General features: G+C 67.2%; 23 protein-coding genes and 1 tRNA gene. 13 read left to right on the forward strand and 11 right to left on the reverse strand.

Going from position 1 to position 21,361, the window contains the following annotated elements; genetic code table 11:
• Nucleotide 1 precedes the first annotated feature (1 nt).
• Both idsA3 and LCF40_RS01660 read left to right on the forward strand, forming a co-directional pair.
• Entirely contained in the window at nt 2–1,051 is a 1,050-nt protein-coding gene (idsA3, locus tag LCF40_RS01655) for a geranylfarnesyl diphosphate synthase (RefSeq protein WP_224827114.1), read from the forward strand.
• 191 nt (nt 1,052–1,242) lie between these two features.
• Nucleotides 1,243–2,235: an alpha/beta hydrolase gene (locus LCF40_RS01660; RefSeq protein ID WP_114577398.1), complete on the forward strand. Its 993-nt coding sequence runs from the start codon at nt 1,243–1,245 to the stop codon at nt 2,233–2,235.
• A gap of 45 nt (nt 2,236–2,280) precedes the next feature.
• Here LCF40_RS01660 and LCF40_RS01665 read toward each other — a convergent pair whose 3' ends face one another.
• On the reverse strand, nt 2,281–4,617 hold the full coding sequence (locus tag LCF40_RS01665; protein WP_224827115.1) for a glycoside hydrolase family 95 protein: 2,337 nt from the start codon (nt 4,615–4,617) through the stop codon (nt 2,281–2,283).
• A gap of 386 nt (nt 4,618–5,003) precedes the next feature.
• On the opposite strand from LCF40_RS01665, the gene LCF40_RS01670 reads away from it, so the two are divergent.
• Nucleotides 5,004–6,731, forward strand: coding sequence for a glutamate--tRNA ligase (locus tag LCF40_RS01670; protein WP_224827116.1), 1,728 nt, complete (start codon nt 5,004–5,006; stop codon nt 6,729–6,731).
• 14 nt (nt 6,732–6,745) lie between these two features.
• On the opposite strand, the gene LCF40_RS01675 is transcribed toward LCF40_RS01670, so the two are convergent.
• Entirely contained in the window at nt 6,746–6,931 is a 186-nt protein-coding gene (locus LCF40_RS01675; protein WP_224827117.1) for a DUF8014 family protein, read from the reverse strand.
• A gap of 80 nt (nt 6,932–7,011) precedes the next feature.
• Here LCF40_RS01675 and LCF40_RS01680 point away from each other — a divergent pair, with 80 nt between their 5' ends.
• A complete protein-coding gene (locus LCF40_RS01680; protein WP_224827118.1) occupies nt 7,012–7,389 on the forward strand; it encodes a hypothetical protein in 378 nt (125 codons plus the stop codon).
• 23 nt (nt 7,390–7,412) lie between these two features.
• Here the strand turns inward: LCF40_RS01680 and LCF40_RS01685 are convergent, their stop codons facing one another.
• Together LCF40_RS01685 and LCF40_RS01690 are read right to left on the reverse strand one after the other, a co-directional pair.
• The gene (locus LCF40_RS01685) at nt 7,413–7,898 is read right to left on the reverse strand and encodes a DUF456 domain-containing protein (RefSeq protein ID WP_224827119.1); all 486 of its coding nucleotides are present in this window, start codon (nt 7,896–7,898) and stop codon (nt 7,413–7,415) included.
• A gap of 209 nt (nt 7,899–8,107) precedes the next feature.
• Nucleotides 8,108–9,043 carry a beta-keto acid cleavage family enzyme gene (locus LCF40_RS01690; protein WP_224827120.1) on the reverse strand — a complete coding sequence of 312 codons (936 nt, stop codon included), beginning with the start codon at nt 9,041–9,043 and terminating at the stop codon, nt 8,108–8,110.
• Nucleotides 9,044–9,136: 93 nt separating this feature from the next.
• Here LCF40_RS01690 and LCF40_RS01695 point away from each other — a divergent pair, with 93 nt between their 5' ends.
• The gene (locus tag LCF40_RS01695) at nt 9,137–9,619 is read left to right on the forward strand and encodes a hypothetical protein (RefSeq protein ID WP_114577392.1); all 483 of its coding nucleotides are present in this window, start codon (nt 9,137–9,139) and stop codon (nt 9,617–9,619) included.
• A 5-nt stretch (nt 9,620–9,624) separates the two neighbouring features.
• Here the strand turns inward: LCF40_RS01695 and LCF40_RS01700 are convergent, their stop codons facing one another.
• Both LCF40_RS01700 and eif1A read right to left on the reverse strand, forming a co-directional pair.
• Entirely contained in the window at nt 9,625–10,827 is a 1,203-nt protein-coding gene (locus tag LCF40_RS01700) for an MFS transporter (RefSeq protein ID WP_224827121.1), read from the reverse strand.
• Between the two features lie 105 nt (nt 10,828–10,932).
• Nucleotides 10,933–11,217: a translation initiation factor eIF-1A gene (gene eif1A, locus LCF40_RS01705; RefSeq protein ID WP_224827122.1), complete on the reverse strand. Its 285-nt coding sequence runs from the start codon at nt 11,215–11,217 to the stop codon at nt 10,933–10,935.
• Nucleotides 11,218–11,382: 165 nt separating this feature from the next.
• Here eif1A and LCF40_RS01710 point away from each other — a divergent pair, with 165 nt between their 5' ends.
• On the forward strand, nt 11,383–11,649 hold the full coding sequence (locus LCF40_RS01710; protein WP_224827123.1) for a PhlB family protein: 267 nt from the start codon (nt 11,383–11,385) through the stop codon (nt 11,647–11,649).
• Between the two features lie 4 nt (nt 11,650–11,653).
• On the opposite strand, the gene LCF40_RS01715 is transcribed toward LCF40_RS01710, so the two are convergent.
• Both LCF40_RS01715 and LCF40_RS01720 read right to left on the reverse strand, forming a co-directional pair.
• Entirely contained in the window at nt 11,654–13,225 is a 1,572-nt protein-coding gene (locus LCF40_RS01715; RefSeq protein WP_114577390.1) for a tryptophan 7-halogenase, read from the reverse strand.
• 76 nt (nt 13,226–13,301) lie between these two features.
• On the reverse strand, nt 13,302–14,969 hold the full coding sequence (locus LCF40_RS01720) for a spermidine synthase (protein WP_224827124.1): 1,668 nt from the start codon (nt 14,967–14,969) through the stop codon (nt 13,302–13,304).
• 132 nt (nt 14,970–15,101) lie between these two features.
• Here LCF40_RS01720 and LCF40_RS01725 point away from each other — a divergent pair, with 132 nt between their 5' ends.
• A complete protein-coding gene (locus LCF40_RS01725; RefSeq protein ID WP_224827569.1) occupies nt 15,102–15,473 on the forward strand; it encodes a cupin domain-containing protein in 372 nt (123 codons plus the stop codon).
• 6 nt (nt 15,474–15,479) lie between these two features.
• Here LCF40_RS01725 and LCF40_RS01730 read toward each other — a convergent pair whose 3' ends face one another.
• From LCF40_RS01730 to LCF40_RS01740, 3 genes are all read right to left on the reverse strand, one after another.
• A complete protein-coding gene (locus LCF40_RS01730) occupies nt 15,480–16,289 on the reverse strand; it encodes an MOSC domain-containing protein (RefSeq protein WP_224827125.1) in 810 nt (269 codons plus the stop codon).
• A 247-nt stretch (nt 16,290–16,536) separates the two neighbouring features.
• Nucleotides 16,537–16,722 carry a hypothetical protein gene (locus LCF40_RS01735; RefSeq protein WP_224827126.1) on the reverse strand — a complete coding sequence of 62 codons (186 nt, stop codon included), beginning with the start codon at nt 16,720–16,722 and terminating at the stop codon, nt 16,537–16,539.
• Between the two features lie 553 nt (nt 16,723–17,275).
• A complete protein-coding gene (locus LCF40_RS01740; RefSeq protein ID WP_224827127.1) occupies nt 17,276–17,488 on the reverse strand; it encodes a hypothetical protein in 213 nt (70 codons plus the stop codon).
• A gap of 190 nt (nt 17,489–17,678) precedes the next feature.
• Here LCF40_RS01740 and LCF40_RS01745 point away from each other — a divergent pair, with 190 nt between their 5' ends.
• The 6 genes from LCF40_RS01745 to LCF40_RS01770 all read left to right on the forward strand — a co-directional run bounded on the left by LCF40_RS01745 (nt 17,679) and on the right by LCF40_RS01770 (nt 21,361).
• A complete protein-coding gene (locus tag LCF40_RS01745; protein ID WP_224827128.1) occupies nt 17,679–18,377 on the forward strand; it encodes a hypothetical protein in 699 nt (232 codons plus the stop codon).
• A gap of 23 nt (nt 18,378–18,400) precedes the next feature.
• Nucleotides 18,401–18,484: transfer RNA gene (locus LCF40_RS01750), tRNA-Ser, on the forward strand.
• A gap of 443 nt (nt 18,485–18,927) precedes the next feature.
• Complete coding sequence (locus tag LCF40_RS01755; RefSeq protein WP_157972387.1) at nt 18,928–19,326, forward strand: hypothetical protein; 399 nt, start codon at nt 18,928–18,930, stop codon at nt 19,324–19,326.
• 236 nt (nt 19,327–19,562) lie between these two features.
• Nucleotides 19,563–19,883: a DUF5785 family protein gene (locus LCF40_RS01760; protein WP_114577383.1), complete on the forward strand. Its 321-nt coding sequence runs from the start codon at nt 19,563–19,565 to the stop codon at nt 19,881–19,883.
• Nucleotides 19,884–19,957: 74 nt separating this feature from the next.
• Nucleotides 19,958–20,713, forward strand: a complete 756-nt coding sequence (locus LCF40_RS01765; RefSeq protein WP_224827129.1) for a GTP cyclohydrolase III — start codon at nt 19,958–19,960, stop codon at nt 20,711–20,713.
• An 81-nt stretch (nt 20,714–20,794) separates the two neighbouring features.
• Entirely contained in the window at nt 20,795–21,361 is a 567-nt protein-coding gene (locus LCF40_RS01770) for a CBS domain-containing protein (RefSeq protein WP_224827130.1), read from the forward strand.

Genomic DNA, 21,361 nt, shown 5'->3' on the forward strand with positions numbered 1-21,361 from the left:
TATGACCTCCCCAGAGGCGCGCGAACGGGCGGTGCTCGAGGCGGTCGGCGAGCGCCGCGAACGGGTCAACCGGGCGATCCCCGAGGAGCTCCCGATCGTCCGCCCCGAGCGGCTCTATGAAGCCTCGCGATACCTGCTCGACGCCGGCGGGAAGCGCCTCCGTCCGACCGTCCTCCTGACGACGGGCGAGGCCCTCGCGGACGTCTCGCCGCTCTCGACGCCCTACCGCCGGTTTCCCGGCCTCGACGGGAGGACGATCGATCTGATGGCCGCCGCCGTCAGCGTCGAGGTCATCCAGTCGTTCACCCTGATCCACGACGACATCATGGACGACGACGACCTCCGGCGGGGCGTCCCCGCGGTCCACCGCGAGTACGACGTCGAGACCGCGATCCTCGCGGGCGACACCCTCTACTCGAAGGCCTTCGAGATCATGCTCGAGACCGGCGCGCCACCCGATCGGGCCGTCGAGGCCCTGGAGGTACTCGCGACGACCTGTACCCGGATCTGCGAGGGCCAGTCGCTGGACGTCAGCTTCGAGGCCCGCGGCGAGGTCACGACCGAGGAGTACCTCGAGATGATCGAACAGAAGACCGCCGTCCTCTACGCGGCCTCGGCCTCCCTCCCTGCGATCCTGATGGGTGCCGACGACGAGACGATCGAGGCGCTGTCGGGCTACGGCCTCGACGTCGGCCGTGCGTTCCAGATCCAGGACGACGTCCTCGATCTGACCGTGCCGAGCGAGAAACTCGGCAAACAGCGCGGCAGCGATCTGGTCGAGGAAAAACAGACCCTGATCACCGTCCACGCCCGCCAGCACGGCGTCGACATCGAGGGCCTGGTCGACACCGAGGACGTCGACCGCGTTACCGAAGGCGAGATCGACGACGCCGTCGCCGAACTCGAGTCGGCGGGATCGATCGAGTACGCAAACGGGATGGCCCGGACGCTCGCCGACCGAGGGAAGGATCGGCTGGAAGTCCTCCCCGACAACGAGGCCCGCGGGCTCTTGGAGGACCTCGCGGACTACCTGATCGAGCGCGGCTACTGAGCCGCTCGCCCGATCCTCGTTCTCGAGGCGGGGGAACCGCTCCGGAGACCGACGTGCCACGGTACCGACGACCGTCCGAGCCGAGGAACCCGTAGCCTTCAGTTTCGCGGTTGGCTCGTGCCGATCGCGGGCCGTCGGCCGACGATGCCGGAGGACGGAGTTCTATACGGTCCGGCGCCCAGGGGCTCCTCATGACCGATACCGACAGCGTCACCGTCCACGACGGGATCACGTACGCCGATCGCGACGGCGACGAACTGAAACTCGACCTCTACGTCCCCCCGGTCGAGTACCCGCCGCTGGTCGTCTACGTCCACGGCGGGGGCTGGGTCGCCGAAACGCGCGAGAACGTCCCCGAGCCCGAACGGTACGCCGCCGAGTGGGGCGTTGCCATCGCGAGCGTGAGCTATCGCCTCCAAGAGGTCCCCGACGGGAGCGAGCTTTCGAGGATGTTCGACCCCTCGAACCCGACTCCTCGAGGGACGTTCCCGGATCACTTCGTCGACGTGAAAGCCGGGATCCGGTGGCTGCGGGCCCACGCCGACGACTACGGCTACGACGCCGAGCGGGTCGCCGCGTGGGGGGCGTCGGCGGGCGGCCACCTTGCTTCCCTCGCGGGCGTCGTCGACGACGTTCTCGACCTCGGCGACGCCTATGCCGACGACGTAACGAGGACGGTCGCACCCGGAGAGTCGGGTGCGATCCAGGCGGTCGTGAGCTGGTACGGCGTCTCCGACGTCGGGCTGGCAGCCGAGGGCGGCGACGGCCTGATGGCGCTGCTCATGGGCGGGTCCCGCGCCGAGTACCCCGAGCGGTACGAGGGGGCCAGCCCGGTGGCCCACGTCACGGCCGACAGTCCGCCGATCCTGCTCATGCATGGCCGCGAGGACGAGGTCGTCGGCGTCGAACAGAGCCGACGCTTCTTCGACGCGCTCGCCGAGGCCGGGGTCGACGCCGTCAGCTACGAGCTACACGGCCTGAACCACGTCTGGGCCGACGACGTCGAGTCGATCGACTCCGAACGGACGGCGATGGCCCTCCTGACCGGAGAACCGACGCCCGCCCAGTCGGTCCACGAGACGACCCACGCGACCGAGGGCGGGACGCTCCGCCCGCTCATACCGGAGCTTCCGCCGGCCGGTCCCGACGCGATCCGGCAGTTCCTTGAGGAGACCATCGGGTGAGGCCACGATCGGGCGTCGGGGACCCCGGCGGTGACGATGGCGAGATTACGACTGCGGCCGGAGCTCGAGGCGCTGGCCGGGGACCGTCCCGAAGGCGAGCACGTTCGGCTCCGGCCGCTCGACGGGAACGGGGTCGCCGTCGGCCACCACTTCGTACGTGTGATCGTCGGAGGTCCGAACGCGACACCGATTGCCCGCCGCAGAGCGGATGGTCGCCCGGTCGAGAGTGCCCCCGGTCCACGCCAGATCGACCTCGAACCCCCCGCGGGCGCACAGCCCCTCGACCGAGCCCGCAGACCAGGCGTCGGGGAGCGCGGGCAGGAGCCGGAGCTCGCCGGCGTGGCTCCCGAGGAGCATCTCCGTGATGCCGGCCGTGCCGCCGAAGTTGCCGTCGATCTGAAAGGGCGGATGGAGGTCGAAGAGGTTCGACGCCGTCGAGCTGACCAGCAGTTCGCGGAGGTGGGCGTAGGCCTCCTCGCCGTCCTCAAGCCGGGCGAACTGGTTGATCAGCCAGGCACGGCTCCAGCCGGTGTGGCCGCCGCCGTTTTCGAGGCGGCGCTCGAGGCTCGTTTCGACTGCTTCGGCCAGCTCCGGGGTTCCCCGGGGCGTGATCCGCTCACCCGGGTGGGACGCGTAGAGGTGGGAGATGTGGCGGTGGCCGGGCTCGGCCTCCTCGTGGTCGTCCCGCCACTCTTTGAGCTGGCCGTCGTCCCCGACTTCCATCGGCGGGAGCCGGTCGGCCGCGACGCGGAGTTCCTCGGCGAGTTCTTCGTCGCGAGAGAGGACATCCGCGGCCGCCGCACAGTCAGTGAATAAATCGGCGAGCAACTGGACGTCCATCGTCGGCGCGACCGCCATGGTTACCTCGTCGCCGTCGGGACCGACGTAGGCGTTCTCCGGGGAAAGTGAGGGAGTCGTCACAAGGGAGCCGTCTTCGTCCTCGGCGAGGAAGTCGAGGAAGAACTCGGCGGCCTCGCGCATCGTCGGATAGCCCCTGCGGAGAAACGCCTCGTCGCGGGTGAATCGATAGTGTTCCCAGAGGTGCCGGCAGAGCCACGCCCCGCCCGTCGGCCACAGCCCCCAGCGGGCGCCGTCTACGGGAGTCGTGTGGCCCCACGGGTCCGTGTTGTGGTGGGCGACCCAGCCCCGGCAGTCGTAGTGTTCGCGGGCGGTCCGGCGGCCGTCCTCGCGCAGACCATAGACGAGATCGTGGAGCGGTTCGGCACACTCCGCGAGGTTACAGACCTCCGCCGGCCAGTAGTTCATCTCGAGATTGACGTTGATCGTATACCCCGAGTTCCACGGCGGCTCGAACTCCCAGTTCCAGATCCCCTGGAGGGTCGCGGGGAGGCCGTCCGGCTGGGAACTTCCCATCAGCAGGTACCGGCCGTACTGGAAGTAGAGCGCCTCGAGGTGGGGGTCCTCCCGCTCGCCGTAGGCGACAAGGCGGTCATCGGTCGGTTCCGCAATCGGGTCGCCGAGGTCGAGGGAAACGCGCTCGAATTGCTCGCGGTGGGCGGCGACGTGATCGGTTCGAACCTCCGAATACGACCGATCGGCCATCTTCTCCAATGTCGCCTCGCAGGCCGCAGTCGGGTTCTCCCCCTCGAAACTCGTCGCAGCATCGAGTCGGATCTCGACGGCCTCCGCGTCCGCAACGTTCAGACGGTCCCCGTCGGCCTCGACCGTGGCGACCTCGCCCTCCGCCGACACACGGGCGCGGCTCTCGAACCGAACTCCCCATCCCGAGACGCCCTGATCCTCGAGTTCACTCTCCGTGCGGGGGAGGTTGACGACCTGCCCGCGAAGGAGGAGTTCGTCGTCCACGGCGGTGGCCCGGGCTTCGCGTTCGCGCTCTAGTCCGACGGTTCCCGAGAGGGTGTCCGGGCCGTCGGTCTCGACGCGGGCGACGAGACAGTCGTCGGGCCGGGAGACAAACGCCTCCCGCGTGACGGTCGTCTCGCCGACGGCGTAGCGTGCCGTCGCGATGCCGGTCTCGAGGTCGAGTTCGCGACGGTAGTTCTCGACGTCTTCGTGACCCAGGGCGATCTCGAGCGTTCCGAAGCGCTGGTAGGGCCGCAACCGACGTTCGACGCCAAGCATGCAGTCGTCGGCGAGTGCCTGGGCCTCGGCGGGCCGTCCGTCGGCGAGCAGCGACCGGACCTCTGGGAGCGCCTCGAGGGCCTCGGGGTTCTGGAGCCCCGAGGCGTCGCCAGCCCACAGCGACTCCTCGTTGAGGACGATCCGTTCGGCCTCGGGGTCGCCGGTCGTCAGCACGCCGAGGCGACCGTTGCCCAGGGGGAGCGACTCGAGAGGTCCCGACGCGGGCTCGCGATACCACAGCGTCGATTCGACGCCCGACGGCGGGAGGCGGTCTGGCATATCTCCAGAGACCGAGGGGATCGCCAAAAGCGGTCGGGTCGCCGGTCGACCCCGTTACTCCCGATTCCCGTGTCGGGGATGGACGTCCTCGACCCGGCCGCGGCCAGCGCAGCGAGGAGGACGGCGAAGACGACGCCGGTCATCCCGGGGGAACCCCCGAGTAGAGTAGGCGACGGCCGTCCCTCACCAGGACCTGCACCCCGTTGAACGCCGCCCTCGGGTCCGCGCCGAACATGCGCGAACGTGTCGCTATCGCCACGGATGGCTTCCGTCGGAGCGGGATTCGGCTCGCGTTTCGAGGCGGCCGGACGTGGGGACGGAGAGCCGCGACGACGGACGAGCCGACACCGCGGAGGTTTTGGTCCGGCCCCGAATAGCCTCCGCCAATGGACGACGAGTTACGCGACCGGATCGAGCGCGAGGCCGAGACCCACGCGCTCGTGAACGCGGTCAAACACGGGGGCGACGCCGACGTCGGTGCGATCATGGGGCCGCTGATGGGCGCCAACCCCGACTTCCGCGAGCACGGGGATCAGGTGCCCGGCGTGGCGGGCCGCGTCGTCGCCCGGGTCAACGACCTGACGGTCGAGGAGAAACGCGCTCGGCTCGAGGAGCTCGCCCCCGAGGAGCTCGCCGAACTCGACGCCGAGGACGAGGGCGAAGAGCATCCCCTGCCCGACCTCCCCGGCGTCGAGGAGGGCGAGGAGATCCGGATGCGCCTCGCGCCGAACCCGAACGGCCCCTGGCACCTCGGCAGCGCCCGGATGCCCGCCGTCATCGGGACATACAAGGACCGGTACGACGGCTGGATGCTCTGTCGGTTCGACGACACAGACCCCGAGACGAAACGGCCCGACATGGATGCCTACGGCGAGATCATAGAAGCGATCGAGTACCTCGGATTCGAACCCGACGAAGTCGTCAAAGCGTCCGACCGGGTCGACACCTACTACGACCACGCCAGGGAGCTGATCGACCTCGGGGGCGCCTACACCTGTTCGTGTGGCGGCGAGGAGTTCTCCGAGTTGAAAAACGCCGGCGAGGCCTGTCCCCACCGCGAGAAGGGTGTCGAGACCGTCCGCGAGGAGTTCGAGGCGATGGTCGACGGCGAGTACGGGTCGGGCGAGATGGTTCTCAGAGTGCGAACCGACATCGAACACAAGAACCCCGCGCTCAGAGACTGGGTCGCGTTTCGGATGGTCGACACCCCCCACCCACGCGAGGAAGCCGCCCAGTACCGGTGCTGGCCGATGCTCGACTTCCAGTCGGGAGTCGACGACCACCTCTTCGGGATCACCCACGTCATCCGTGGGATCGACCTCCAGGACTCCGCCAAGCGCCAGGCGTTCGTCTACGACTATTTCGGCTGGGAGTACCCCGAAGTGGTCCACTGGGGCCACGTCCAGATCGACGCCTACGACGTCAAGATGTCCACCTCGCGGATCAAGGAACTCGTCGAGAACGGGGAACTTGAAGGCTGGGACGACCCGCGCGCGCCGACCGTCGCGAGCCTCCGCCGGCGGGGGATTCGTGGAGAAGCGATCGTCGATGCCATGATCGAGCTCGGGACCTCGACCTCGAACGTCGATCTGGCGATGAGTTCGATCTACGCCGCCAACCGCGACCTGATCGACGAGGAGACCGACCGGCGCTTCCTGGTCCGAGAGGGCAATCAGATCCCCCTCGGCGGGAGCCCGCCGGACGAGGCGAACCCGCCGTTGCACCCCAACCACGAAGAGCGGGGCGTCCGCGAGATTCCCGCCGTCGACAGCGTTCTGCTGGAACCCGACGACGTTCCCGGCCGCGAGGAACGGATCTGGCTCAAGGGCCTGGGCTGTTTCCAGTTCACCCGGGACGTCCTCCAATACACTGGCGAGGATATCGATGTGGTTCGGGAGGGCGAGGTCGACGTCGTCCACTGGGTCCCCGCGAGCGAGAGCGTTCCCCTCCGCCTCCGGACGATGACCGGCGACGTCCGCGGGCGGGCCGAACCCGGAATCACGGAGTACGAAGCCGACGACGTCGTCCAGTTCGAGCGGATCGGCTTCGCGCGGTTCGACAGCGTCGCCGACGACGGCGAGAAGGAGTCGGTAGCCTACTTCGCGCACCCGTAGCCGGCCCACTCCGATTATTCGCCGTCCTCACCGTTTTCCAGCAGCGACGAGCCGTCACCTACGGGATCGGCGACGACGCCGTCCTCCCGGCCGAGCACCCGTCCGTGGGCCGCACAGACCAGTCGGTTGTCGGCCCACGGAAGGTGGAGTTCGACGGCCGCGGGCCGCCCGCAGCCCTCCTCGGCACACTTCCGGTCCATACTCCTCGGAGGGGAGCGGAGGGATTCAGTGTTTCTGGAACTGGGCCGGGATTTATTCCTATCCGACACTATCGGTTCGCATGGTCGATCGAGCACCGATCGCGGTCGGTCTCGTCCTCGGAGCGGCGGTCCCGTCGATCGTCTACGCCGACGGCTACTGGGATCCCCAGCTCATGGCCGTTCTCGGGCTCACGTGGGCCGTTTCCGGATGGCTAATTGCCCGTAATTGGCGAATGATGCGGGAGGCACCGGAGCGCTGGGGCGCTTTGTATGCACTCCTCGTCGTCGGCGTCCCCGGGTTCGGAATCCACGCCGACCTCCCGCTCTCGGGCGATCTCTGGGACGTGCTACGACTGTTGGTGATCGGCGCACTCGCGGGAGCCGTCGCCCTCGGGATGGAGACGGCTCGCCCGGAGAGCCACCGCGAGGAGAGCAGGGTCACGACGCCCGCCGACTGACCGGACGACCGGTCGAACCCGTCCTACAGCACGAACACCGAGAGAACGAATCCGAGAAAAACGGTCGCCGTCAGCAGCACCTGGATCGCCGTCGAGGCGAGGACGCCGACGGTGGCGTAGGCCGCGGATCGAGAACTCTCGCGGACGTCGCCGCCGAGGACGAACTCGAGTGCGAAGACCGTTCCGAACAGGCCCACCAGCAAGCCGATCGGGCCGGTAATCAGAAAGAGGACGATCGAGACGACGACGGCGGCCACGGTCGTCGTCCAGGAGGCGCCGCCGTAGCGGGCAGCGCTGGCGCCCGCGAAGAGATCGACGAGTACGGTAGTGACCGCGAGCACGGAGAGGACCGCGAGCGCGAGGAGTCCGGGTTCGGTAAAGCCCGACCCCCACCAGTAGAGCAGGAGGCCGGCGAGCGAGAGCGCGCCGCCGGGGACCATCGGGACGACCGTCCCGACGACGGCGCCGACGAGCAGGGCGACGGCCACGACCGCGACGACATCGACCATGGAGGCCGAAGACGAGGAGGACTGAAAGGCCTGCCGTCCTGGGTCCGTCACTCCCGAACTCGGAGCCTCGAGCGGTTCGGCGCCACCGACGAGGTGATTCGAACGGAACGCGGCGGGTGGTGTCGGTTCCCGCTACCTCGAGTAGTTCCGGGCCGACCGGTGATCCGGCCGGAACGCAACCGTCGGCGCCGGCCGGGTGGTCCGGGAGATCAAAAAGCCGTCCCGTCGGGCCCCTTCAGATCGAGGAACTCCCGGACCTGGTTGGGGGAGGCGGGCTCTCGTCCCGTCTGTTCGGCCGCCAGATCGACCAGTTTCGCGACGAGGTCGGCGTTGCTTTCGGCGAGTTCCCCCTTTCGAAGGTAGAGGTTGTCCTCCAGGCCGACGCGGGCGTGGCCGCCCATCGAGATCGCTTGCAGACCCAGCGGGAACTCGTTGCGGCCGGCGCCGATCACTGAAAACGAATACTGCTCGCCGAAGAGGTCCTCGGCGACGCGGTGCATGTGGGTCAGGTTCGCGGCGTCGGCACCGATCCCGCCGTGGATCCCGAGGACGAACTGGAGGTGAAGCGGAGACTCGAGAAGCCCCCGATCGAGCAGGTGCTTCGCGTTGTAGAGGTGGCCGACGTCGTAGCACTCGAGTTCGGGTTTCGTTCCGTGGGCGTCGAAGACCGGGAGGATCGTCTCGAGGTCTCCGAACGTGTTCCGGAAAATGAGGTCCTTGGTTCCCTCGAGATACGGCTCCTCCCAGTCGTGTTCGAACTCGTCGTACCTCTCGAGGAGCGGGTAGAGCCCGAAGTTGATCGAGCCCATGTTACAGGAGGCCATCTCGGGGGCGAGTCGGGGGACGACGCCGATCCGCTCTCTCGGTGGGGAGGAGGGTTCGCCGCCGGTGGTCGGCTGGACGATGGCGTCGCTTTCCTTGCGGATCCGGGTCGCGACCTCGTCGAAGAGGTCGAAGTCGTTGACGGGTTCGCCCGTCTCGGGGTCCCGGACGTGGACGTGGACGACGTTGGCGCCGGCGTCGGCGGCGGCGATCGCCTCCTCGGCGATCTCCTCGGGCGTGATCGGGAGGGAAGGCGACATCGTCGGCGTGTGGATCGCCCCGGTCACCGCACACGAGAGGACGAGGTCGTCGAACGAGCGCATACGCGGGGATGGGGCCGTCGGACCGTAAGTACTCGCCCCGCTCCGTCGCCTGCAACGCGTAGCTTTACCCGGTCGGTCGGTGATGTGGACTGTATGGTTTCGATGAATCAGGAGCGAGAGCGGACGCGAAGCGAGGTCGCCGACTACCTCCGGGAGTTCGCCGACGAACTCGATCCCGCGGGCTCGCGGACGGCCGACACGAGAACCGACGCCGGAGCCGGCCGGACCGACCGCACGGCGACCGAAAGCGGTGCCGGCACGCCGGGAACCGGGACCGGCGACGACTCGTTGACCGACGACGACAGCACGCTGACCGCCGACGACGATCGAGCCGGAGACGCGGGCGCGGACGCGACGACGGACGCGAACGCCGCGAACCGGAACGCGGGCGACCGGGTGACGATCATCGTCGGCAACGAGAGCGCGACGATCAACCCGCCCGAGACGCTCGACTTCGCGGTCGACGTCGACACCGACTCGTCGCTTTTGGGTACTGGCGCCGACCGGTCGGCGACGTTCTCGCTGCGGTGGTCCGAGGAACACGTCGAGGCCGACGACTCCCTGGAAGTCGAATAATCGGGTTACCGCCGGAGCAGCAGGTAGCCGGCGGCACCCAGAAGGGCCATTCCGCTCCCACAGACGACGAGGAGCGCGCGGTAGCCCTCGGCGGGCACCGGAAAGAACGTCTCGGCGACGAACGGCACCGCGGTCGGACCGACGGTCTGGCCGAGACGGAGCACGCTCGTTCGAAGCCCCATCACCCCCGCCCGGAGCCGATCGGAGACGAGCGTGATAACCGTCGTGTCGATCGAGGGCATCACGATCCCGAAGCCGACGCCGAACGCGAGCAGGGCGACCCCGACGAGGATCGGCGAGGGCGCGAGCCGGACGCCGATCAGGCTCGCGCCGTAGGCGACGAAGCCGAGCGCGACGAGTTCGGGCGCCGAGCGCCACTCCGAGACCCGGCCGTACTGCGAGGAGACCGTCGCGCTCGCGACCGACACCATCGCCAGTACGGGACCGATCGCGCCGGCGCCGAGGCCGAACTGATCGGCGAGCAGGAGGGGCAGTGCAGTGAGGACCAGTCCATAAAAGACGGTGAAGACGACGAAGATGGCGGCGAAGATCGCGAGCGCCTCCGGGGTTCGGAGGACGTCCCGAAGCCCGCGGAGATACGTCCGGAGATCGCTCGAGCGTTCCTGGTGGGGTTCCTCGAGGACGAACAGGGTGACGACGCCCACGACGACGGCGACCCCGAAAAAGAGGAAGGGGACGTTCCACCGGATCGCGCCCAGCGTGCCGCCGATCAGGGGGTAGATCGCCGCGCCCGTCCCGAGGGTGCTCCCGTTGAGTCCCATCACGGCGTCCCTGCGGGTGCCCTCGTAGAAGTCGCCGATCATCGTCACTGCGAGGGTGACGAGTGCGCTCGCGCCGATCCCCTGGAGGAATCGCAGGCCGAGGACGGCCCGGAAGCTCTCGACGAAGGCGACGCCCGCGCCGGCGGTTCCGAACACGAAGAGCAGGGGAACGATCACGCGACGGCGCCCGAGGCGGTCGGCGACCAGCCCGATGAAGGGGGTGAGGACGATCCCGGGGAGGGTGTAGGCGGTGATGACGAGGCCGACCTGGGCGTCGCTGACGCCGAAGGCCGCCCGGAGGTCGGGGAGGACGGGGCTGACCATCGAGACGCCCATGACGCCGACCAGTGAGCTGGCGAGGATGACGTAGAGCGCGCTCGAGTCCCAGGGAACGGCGGACATTCCCGTCTCTTCGGTCGCGGTCATCTCTCGTTCGGACCTGCCCGTCGGCGGTACGTCGGGGTTCCGGTACCGGAAAACCAGCCGCGACGGAGCCGTCGCTGGTAGGGGAAACGAGCGATCAGGAGCGGATTAGTCGATGTGGCCTTCGCGGCGGAGCTGGGCGGCGTCCTGGTTGGAGTAGCGCCACTCGATGTTGGCCTTCTCGTCCTGCCAGTCCCAGGGCTCGACGAGGACGACGTCGTCCTCCTCGATCCAGGTGCGGTACTTCATCCGGCCGGGGATCCGGCCCATGCGCTCTTTCCCGTCCTCACAGCGGACGCGGACGTGGTTGCCGCCGTTGTGTTCGGTGACCACCGCGAACAGCTCGTCGTCGTTGGGCATGCGGAGGTTCCGACTCTCTCGTTCGTTACTCACACCGTACTGTAGGAGGGGCAGACGGTTAAGTGATCGGTGACGGATGGGAGCGTTCCGCATCCGGCCCAGTGCTTAAGCTCCGCGAGCGCCACGAGATACCATGGACTGTACGGATCGACGGTCGGGGGAGGGAGGTCTCCGAAAGCGAGCGGCCGGGGGATGGCGATGAGCCTCTTCAGCGACCTGGGCGAGAAGGTCGAACGGTTCAAACAGAGCGCCGTCTCCGCTAGCGAGGACCAAGCCGAGTTCGTCTGCCGGGCGTGTGAGGAGCCGGTGTTTACCGACCAGGAGCGCTGTCCCCACTGTGGGGCCGAGGCGGTCGAGCGGGTCCCGGCAAGGGAGGACGCTCCCCCGGAGGAGGGATCGAGAGCGTCCGGTTCCGAAGGCGAATCCGGCGGAACCGACCGGACCGATCGGCCCGACCGCGAATAGGGGTTCAGTTCTCGAAGCCGGGATGGAACGTGGTGTAGAACTCCGCGTAGCTGAGGAAGTCGTCGATCCGGTCGCCGACCGAGTCGGTGTACTCCTCGACACGGGAGACGACCGCCGGGTCGGGCTCGTGGTCGATCCCCTTGTGGAACTCCGACTCGACGCCCAGGCCCTGGAGGACGAGGTAGTAGAGATAGTAGTTGTTCAGGTCCGTCGCCGTCCGCGTGAGCGATGCCCGCGTTCCGGGCGCACAGAAGCCCGACGCCCGGTAGCTCTCGACCTGTTCGATCGGGCCGGGGTTGATCTCGCGGGCCTCGGTCCAGAAGGGGGTCTCGCCCGAGTTGTACTTGTAGTAGAGGCTGACGAAGTCGTAGATCTCCTCCCAGGTCGCCCGCGTCGTCTCGTTGAACAGTTCCCGGACCCCGTCGTGGTTGATCCGGCCGTGCATCCCCAGGAACATCGCCAGCCGGTCGGCCAGTTTGGCCGAGGTCGTAAGCGCCGTCGACTGGAGGGGCTCGACGAAGCCGACCGCGTTCCCGACGGCGACGCAGTTGTTCGCCCAGGGGGTTTCGAGGACGCCCGACTCGAAGCGGTAGCGGCGGGTCTCGTCGGGGTCGATCCTCTCGGCACGGGTCTCGACGAACTCCGCGAGCGCCGCCTCGTCGTCGATGTGCTCCGAGGAGTAGACGTAGCCGAGATCGCGGACGTCGACCGTGTCGATCTGCCAGAACCAGCCCGCTTCCCCGGAGGTGACGACGGTCGCCGAGACGATGTCGTCGAACGAGACGTCGGTCGTGGCGACGACCGCGGAGTCGACCGGAAGATCGAACTCCCGGAGGGACGTTCCGAGTTCGGTCATCAGAAGCCGCCGGAAGCCCGAGGCGTCGACGTAGAGGTCGGCGGCGTACTCCCGGGCGCCGGCGATCGAGTCGATCCAGCCCTCGGAGCTCTCGACGGCCTCGATCCGGTCGTCGATCAGGTCGATCCCGCGTTCCCGACAGAGCGTCCGCAGGAATCGGTTGAAGCTCTCGGAGTTGAAGTGATAGGAGGCGTCCGGTAGCCCCTTCTGGATGTCGAAGACGTTCTCGTCGTCGAGTACCATCGGGGTCTTCCCGGGGGTTTCGGCGAGTTCGTTGTACAGCGTGGTGTACTCCCCGACCTCGTAGCGGTGGTGGAACTCGTCGAACACCGCCTCGTTCTCGGGGCTCAGCGACTCCCGTCGGGTCGTCGGCTCGACCCACTTCCCCAGGTCGACCTGGCTGACCGTCGGGAGGGGCTTTCCCAGCGGGCTGTGGAATTCCTTGCCACACCAGTCCTTCAGGTAGACCGTGCTCTTGAACCCGAGTTTCACCTCCTCGACCAGCCGAGTGGGGCTGATCTCGAGGCGGTCGTGGAGGAAGGTAAGCAGGTACCGGAGCGTGCTCTTGCCGACCTCGGGCACCGACTGGTCGAAGTCGTCGACGACGAATATCTCCGGGTCGTCGAGCCCCTTCTCCAGGGCCAGCGCGGTGAGCAGTCCGGCGTCGCCGCCGCCGACGATCCCGATCGAGTCGATCCTGTACCGAATGTCACTCCCCATCAATCACCAAAAATAGCCAGGGTCAGTATAAACCCTCCTCTCGGTCGATCTCCACGGCCGGATCCTCGACGCCGAGCTACGTGCCCGGAGCCAGGGGCGGCGGAGCCGACGCGCCGGCGGCCGGACCGGGAGCGATCGACTCGACGCCGCCGGAGCCGTTCCCGGTGTTCTCCTCGCTTCCGTCGGTTTCGCCGGTCGCGTTCGTCTCCTCGACGACGTATCGCTGGCCGATCATCGGGTCCAGCAGGTCGTCGACGGTCGCCCGGTCGTCCCGGAGGACCGGCACGTCGTCGGTCCGGGGTTTCTCGAGGTAGCCGTCGATCTCGCCGCCCATATTGAGGCCGATATCGCGGTCGTCGTTCCGTTCCGCGAGCTCCGCCTCCGAGAGGCGGTCGTCGCTCTTGGTGGCGACGACCTCGACGTTCTGGACGACGTTCGCGTCGGCGGTCCGGAAGGCGTACGTCTGGGCGAAGACCTCGTCGATGGTCCGGTACTGCGAGCGGTAGAACTCCGAGGCGGGGCCCGCCGGCGCCGAGATCACGTTCGCGACGAGGACGCCGTCGGCCGAGAGCCGGTCGTGGACGACGCTCATGAACTCCCGGGTCGTGAGCTCGAAGGGAACCTTGTCGATCCTGTAGGCGTCGAGGACGATGGCGTCGTACTCGCGGTCGGTCTCCTGGAGGAAGGTTCGACCGCCGTCGTTGTAGACGTTGAGCCGCTCGTCGTCGGTGTCGACCTCGAAGTAGGTGTCGGCGGCGTCGATCACCTCGGGATCGATCTCGACGACGTCGACCGTCACGTCGTCGTCGTTCTCGAGGAAGGCTTTGGGACCGGTGAACCCGCCCCCGCCGACGAACAGCACCCGGTCGATGTCGTCGGGGTCGTCGGCCATCAGGTACGGCATGTGGAAGTAGCGGGTGTAGTCGAAGACGTGGCGGGTCGGCTCGTCCTTGTTCATCGCGCTGTGGCGTTTCCCGTCCAGGTACAGCGTCCGGGTGTCGCCGCTGTCGACGACCTCGAGTTCCTGGTAGGGCGTCTGGGTCTCGTAGACGACCTGACCCTGGACGGAGTAGCCGAGCGGGCCGCCGGCGACGGCGCCGACCAGACAGATGGTCACGACCGCCGCGCTGATCGCGGGCCGGCGCGGGATCTGCGGCGCCTCGATGGCGATGGCGGTCACCACGAGCAGGAGGCCAAGGATCAGGCCGATCCGGTCGATCGAGAGCCGGGGGATGAGCAGGAACGTCGTCCCGAACGTGCCGACGAGGCTCCCGATCGTCCCCAGCGCGTAGACGTGTCCGGAGGCCTCGCCGGTGCCGGTCTTCCCCGAGAGCTGGGCGCCGTAGGGGCTGACGAACCCGAGGAGGTAGGTTGGCGGGCCAAAGAGGATCGTGATCGCCGGCAGGGAGGCATACCGGCTGGGAAGGGGAATCGCCGCCGTCGTCGTCAGCAGGGCCTCGTGGGCGAACACGAGGAAGGCGACGTAGCCCGCCGTCGCCAGGAACAACCAGGTCAGCTCCCGGAGGGTGGTGTGTGCCGCCCGCTTGCCGCCCTGGTGGTAGCCCAGAGAGAGGGCCGCCAGACTGACCCCGATGATGCTCCCCCAGGTGTAGATGCTGCTGCCGAACTGGGGAGCGACGATCCGTCCCGCCAGGATCTCCAGGCCCATGCTGACGGTCCCGGAGACGAACACCGCCAGCTCCGGCCTCGTAACGCGCGGAACCCGCTCGGAGACTCCCGACATCTGGACCGGCTAGGCCGAGCGCACAATTACAGTTGTCGATGGCCCGACGGGAGCCAGCCACCGGCACCTTCGGGGAGTACCTCCGCCGGCCGTCCCGCCGGGACGAGCTTTTTGGGCCCGACGGACGACGGTCTGGACGTGTACTCACACGTCAGCTTAGAGGACGTCGACGCCCGCGAACTCGAGGACGGGGCACCGATCCTGCGGTCGGTCGGCATCGACCTCCAGCCCGAGGAGATGCGCCCGTCGGTCTGGGAGTACGACGCCGGCGAGGAGAACGTCTTCCACCGACAGGGGAGCCAGGAGGAGCTGTACGTCGTCCTCGAGGGGAGCTTCGACGTGACGATCGAACGCGACGACGAGCGCGAGGTCCTCGCCGTCGAGGCGGGCGACTACCTGGTCGTTCCCCCGGAGTCCTGGCGCCAGCTGTCGGCCCGCGAGCCGAGCCGGGTGCTCGTCGTCGGCGCGCCGAACGTCGCCGACGACGGGATCGTCGAGGACTGACCGAGGTCACTCGGGCCGTGGCGACCCGACGGTGACGGGATCGCCGACCGAGAACGCCTCGCCCCACGACTCCGGAGGCACCCGCGTGTTGACCATCAGCCGGAAGTAGTGGTCGAACTGCGCCTCGTTGGCCCACTCGGGGAGCGTTGCCCGCCTGCGCTCGACGAACCGTTCCCGGAAGCCCTCGGTCTCGGCCCCGGTATCGGGGTCCCGCGTCGGGACGACACACCGCGCACAGGGGCTCTCGCCGTGGATCGTCGCCCCGCCGATCTCGAACGGGACGACCGTCCCCGGCCGGTCGTAGAGACGGTCCTCGGCGAACGCCTCCCCCGAGAGCACGAGGTTCGGCCGGAGCCGCCGGCACAGCTCGGCGGGCGTGATCCCCTCGAACCAGGCGGCGACCGCCGCCAGGGTTCCCGACGCGATGACGGTCGGCCCCGCGGCGTCGGTGTCGTCGGGAAAGCCGCCCTCGTCGTTCCGCCGGAGGGAGACCTCGTCGCCCAGGTACTCGGCGAGCCACGCCTCGAGAGCGGTTCGGTCGTCCTCCAGGTCGAACCCCCGCGGGGACGGGTCGCCGGGGCCGGGGTCGTGGACGCGGAGGGAGACCCGGCCCATCTCGAGATCGAACGCCGCGCCGATCCGGTGGATCGCCCGCTCCCGTTTCCCGTTGACGTACTCGCCGTCGCTATCGACGATCGAGTACCGGCGGTCCCACGCCAGCCCGCCGCCCTCGACGATCCGGGCCGTCTCGCGGACGGTCGCGTCGAGAGACTTGATCGGGTGGACGCGGATCGACTCGAGGGTCGGCGCGGTCATCGGGTGGACGATCGGTCCGGGACGTCAAAGTCGTTACTTCGGGCGAGCGAACGTTGCATGCGGTTTAGCTCCATTCGCGGAGACGGTGATCGTTCAATACAGACTGTCGGTCGGCTCTAATCGATATGCTCACAATCGAGACGAACACAGTCCATGGACTATCGATGCTCGAGGTCTCTCAAAGATTTCTCTGCACCAGAAGCTATTCATGAAACGAGTTTGATATTCCTCTATGGACGGCAGGATATCACGCCGGACAGTTATCTGTCTCAGCAGTACCTCGCTTGCCGGTAGTCTTAGCGGTTGCAACACCCTGATAGGTCAGAACGAACCTGAGCGTTTCACACTTTGCAATCTCGAAATTTTCAACGGAGATCAGGACTCCGAACATAGGATCGAGATCCACGTACAGGCCGATGGTGAGACGGTTCATCGGGGCACATATGACATACCGAGTGCAACGGGCAGCACCGTCTCTGATAAGGAGTTTGATCCTCGTGATTGGCTCGATGGACCGATCCAAACGCTCACAGTGGAAGGGCAGGTCGATAAGCAAGATCGTGTCGGTCCTCGAGAGATCATGGCATCGCAGGTTAGCGAACAAACAGAGGTATTCTACAGGATTGCTGAGGACGAGTCACTCGATATACAATATATGGTAGCGGGCGATGCGTGTAATCGCAATGAACCGTAAGCTACCCTTTTGCGCTCTCTCGTGGCGTTCGGTCGCTCGGCAAACGGGTAATAAACACATTCGTTCCTCTCCTCGGTTCGCGGCCTCCGGCCGTTCGCTCGCGGATGCTGCGCTTTTCACAGCCTGAACGCGACACGTTCCCTCGGCGTGTAGTGGATCGCCCTCGCCAGCCCGACGGTTTCGGTGGGGCGGAGAGAATCGGGGACCGACTCGAGGAACCCGTCGGAAGGCGCGAGCCGACGAACCACGGCTCACCGGTGGCCACCGGACGGTTCGCCCGGCGCGAACGGCCCTACCAGTAGGGGTTTTCGAGCCAGCGATCCGAGCGCGCGCCGAGGACGAACAGGGAGAAGACGAGGCCGGCGACGACCGATCCGGCGGCGACCGTCGCGGCGAGGTAGCCGCCGCCGAGCACGCCGTCGAGAACCCCCCAGAGACCGGCGGCGACCAGCCCGGCGACGACGACGAGGCCGGCGGCCGTCCCGGCGCGTTCGAGCAGCGTCATGTCTCGGACCTCGGCGCGGGACCCGATAAATCCGACCCCGGTCGGGGCGATCCTGCCATCTCGCTCCCCCTGGACCGCCGCGATCGGGTCGTGACCCACACAGTCCTCCCGAAGGTCGCGGTCGTCTGAGAGCGCACCGAGAGCCCGTCGGAAGCGCCGCGTTCAAGGCCGTCGCCGACCGACTCCCGCCATGCTCGTCGTCGTCCCGATCGACCCGTCGCGCGACCGGACGCCCCTCCCCGGGCTCGAGGGCCTCCTTCCGCCGGCCGACCGTCGCCGGCTGTACGAGGCCGCCGCGACCGACGTCGTCGGGGCGGTCGCCGACAGCGGCGGCGACCTGCTCGTGAACTACCGCGAACCGAAGGACGGCGACGACGGGAGCGAGGAGGCCGCTCGCAACGCCCTCGCCGACGCCGACCTCGCCGAGGCCCGTTTCGAGCGCCAGGTCGGCTCGACGCGCTCGGCCCGAACGGGAAACACCGTCACCCACCTCCTTCGGGAGGAAGGGGAGACGAGCGTCGGGGTCCTCGAGCCGACCGCGGCCCTCGTTTCGCGCACGGAGGTCGACGGCGCGGCGATGAAGATCCGCCGGAACGGTGCCGTCCTGGGGCCGGCACCCGACGGCGCGGTCTATCTCGCGGCCTTCGGGGAACCGATCGACTTCGCCGACGCCTACACCGATCCGGAACTGTCGACGATCGCTCGAAAAGCGGCCGACGCGGGCCTGGAGATCGGTTTCGCGCCGATGGTCCCGACGATCGAAACCGAAGCGGGGCTCCGCTCGACGGTCGCCGGACTCAAGGCGCGTCGGGCCGCCGGGCGGCCCGTGCCGGAGGCGACCGCCGCCGCCGTCGACGATCTGGGTCTCGCGACCGACAACGCTTTTTGAGCGGCTCCGGAAGACGAGGGTGTGGTGGGGTGGCAGAGCGGCCCAACGCGCCTGCCTTGAGAGCAGGTGGCCGGGAGGCCTCATGGGTTCAAATCCCATCCCCACCGTTCTGTCGCGAACACTCCGTGAGCGACAGCGAGGTCGATTGGATTTGAACGAGAGAAGTCGCAGCCCGCGCAGGCGAGCGAAGCGAGCCGAGCAGGACCGTCTTCGCGTGGTTCAAATCCCATCCCCACCGCTTGTGCGACGTGTTCGCGAGCGAAGCGAGTGAACGCACGCGGGAACGGAGTTCCCGCGACGAACGGACGTGAGCAGGGAAACGGAGACGGCGGGATTTGAACTACGGAACGAGGAGTGCTCTTGTGGAGAGGGTCGTTGATACGGCCCTCCCGGTGAGTCAGAACGGAACGCGCTCGTCTGATTGCTCACCGATCGGGTTCCCGCCTCGACCAACTGAGCAGAGAATCGCAGGACTGGTCTCCGTCAATGTAGTGTACGTGAGGGCATCAATTTATAGTAATTTCAGAATGATAAGGGAAGAGAACACATCATGATCCGAACTCGGCGGGAACTACTACACACTGGGAGTTTGATTGGATGTGTATGTCTATCCGGCTGTCAGACGTTCTCGTCATGCTCGGCGGAAGTCGCCTGTTTTGAGTTCGAGCATGAAGGCTATGATGACGCTCCGGATGTTCTCACAATAACCCACACGGGCGGAGATTCACTACCCGCTAACGAGGTGTTCATTACGAACGTGGCAGTTGATTATAACGACGAGGAGATAGCTACCGTGCCCTGGTATGAACTCAGTGCGAACGTCGATGCAGATGACGAGATCGAGGGTGATTCGATTACCGTTGAAATTCTTTTTCCCGAAGTGGTAGAGGTGCTATGGCGACAGGATGGTGAAGAACGGGTGATCGGGGAAACGAGGGATTTCCGTTAACGCTCTCGTGGAGGGGGTCGTTGATACGGCTCTCCTGGTGGGCTCAGAACAGAAATCTAGCGTGTCATAGGTGTAGACGAGAGAAGTCACAGCCCGTACAGGCGAGCGAAACGACCGACGTTCAGGTGGTTCAAATCCCGTCCTCCCCTGACGGGTTCTCCAGTGGCTCCGTCGATACCACCCGACCGACGGCGGCGAGGGGCAACGTTTTTGCGACCGACGCACCCACCCCGGGTATGGACTGGCCACACGACCCCGACGGGGAGGAGGGCAGCGAGGGGATGCGGAAGTTCGACATGGCGGTCATCGCCAAGAAGGTAGACGACGACGAGGACTTCCCCCTCTCCCGGGACGAGTTCGTCGAGGCCCACGGCGCGGACCCGATCCGAATCAACTCCGAGACCGTCGTCTCGATGGCGGAGATCTTCGAGCACGTCGACGGTGAGGAGTTCGAGACGATCACCGACATGCATCGGGCGGTCGGAACGGCGATGCGCGAGGGCGGGTTCTGGACCTACCACCCCGTCGGTGCCGATCCCGAACGCAAGTCGGCCTGAGCCGAGCGGGATCGACTATCACGGATCTGGATTGCGTATCGTTTATACGACGTCGACGGAAACGGGGAGATACCGTGACGAACACGCAGGTTACGCTCGTTCAGATCGACAACTACGGGCCCTGGACCGTGACGCCGGAACCGAGGCGCGAAGCCGACCTCCAGACGCTCCAGTCGCGGCTGTACGCCGACGTCTCCCAGTTCGTCGGCGCCCGCGATGGCTACGTCTTCTTCACCCGCTTCGACAACATGATCGCCGTCACGAACGGGCTCGATCTCGACGACCACCGGCTCCTCCAGGAGTCCGTCGGCAACCGCTACCCGGTCTCGTTGAGTCTAGGGGTCGCGGCCGACCCCGATCCCGTCGAGGCACTCTCCGAGGCGACCGAGCTGGTCCAGGACGCCGGCAGCGCCCAGGACCGAAACAGACGCGAGATCCTCGGCGGCGAGGTCGCGGAGGGCACGGGCGGCGAGGACGTCGGAATCGCCCATTTCGACGTCAACGACGCCACCGGCGAGTACACCGACGAGCTGAACGCCTTCGACAGTTTCATCGAGATCGAACAGGCCTACGCCGAACTCATGCGCTACATGCGCACCGCCCACCGGAGCCTCTCGTTTTTCGTCGGCGGCGACAACATCATCGCCGTCTGTCCCGAACTGGGCGAGGACGCCTATCACGATGCCATCGCCCACGTCGAGGAGGACGTCGGCGTCGCGCTCAAGGTCGGCGTCGGAAGCGGTTCGAGTGCCCACGCGGCCGGGATGGACGCCAAACACGCCCTCGAGATCTGCCGCGCAGAGGAAACCCGGATCGAGTTCAGCCGCTGAGAACGGTCGAAAAAGTTCGCCGGCCGCTCGCTTAAGTCTGCCGGAGGTAGCTTTTAGGCCGATTGTGCCAATCGATACCATATGGAACAGGCACTGGCTGTCAGGGACGTCCTGACGAACGACTACGTCGGCGTCAGCGAGGCCGACACCGTCCTCGCGACCGTCGAGCTCATGCGGGCCGAACGGACGGGCTGTGCGCTGGTCGTCCGTGGCTCCGATCCCGTCGGGATCGTCACCGAGTGGGACGTCCTCGGGCTCGTCGAGGAGGGGAAATCGGCCGCGGAGACGACCGTCGGCGACGCCATGTCGACGCCCGTGATCACGATCGGCGCCGACCGCTCGCTGACCGAGGCCGCCGCGCTGATGACCCGCGAGAACGTCCGGAACCTCGCCGTCACCGACGACCGGGAGATCCTCGGGGCCCTCACCCAGCGGGACGTGATCGCCGCGACGGGCTCGTTCCAGGGCTCGCCCGATTCCGAGCTCGCCGGGGAGATGACGACCGCGGGCGACTTAGAGGAGGGACGGCTCCGGGCCAACGGCGGCGAGTACACGACCCAGGGGGTCTGTGAAGCCTGTGGCTCGCTCGTCGACGCACTCCGGGAGGCAAACGGCCAGCTCCTCTGTGCGGACTGCAGGCGGGTGTAG

The sequence above is a fragment of the Saliphagus infecundisoli genome (assembly GCF_020177375.1).
Lineage (GTDB): Archaea > Halobacteriota > Halobacteria > Halobacteriales > Natrialbaceae > Saliphagus > Saliphagus infecundisoli.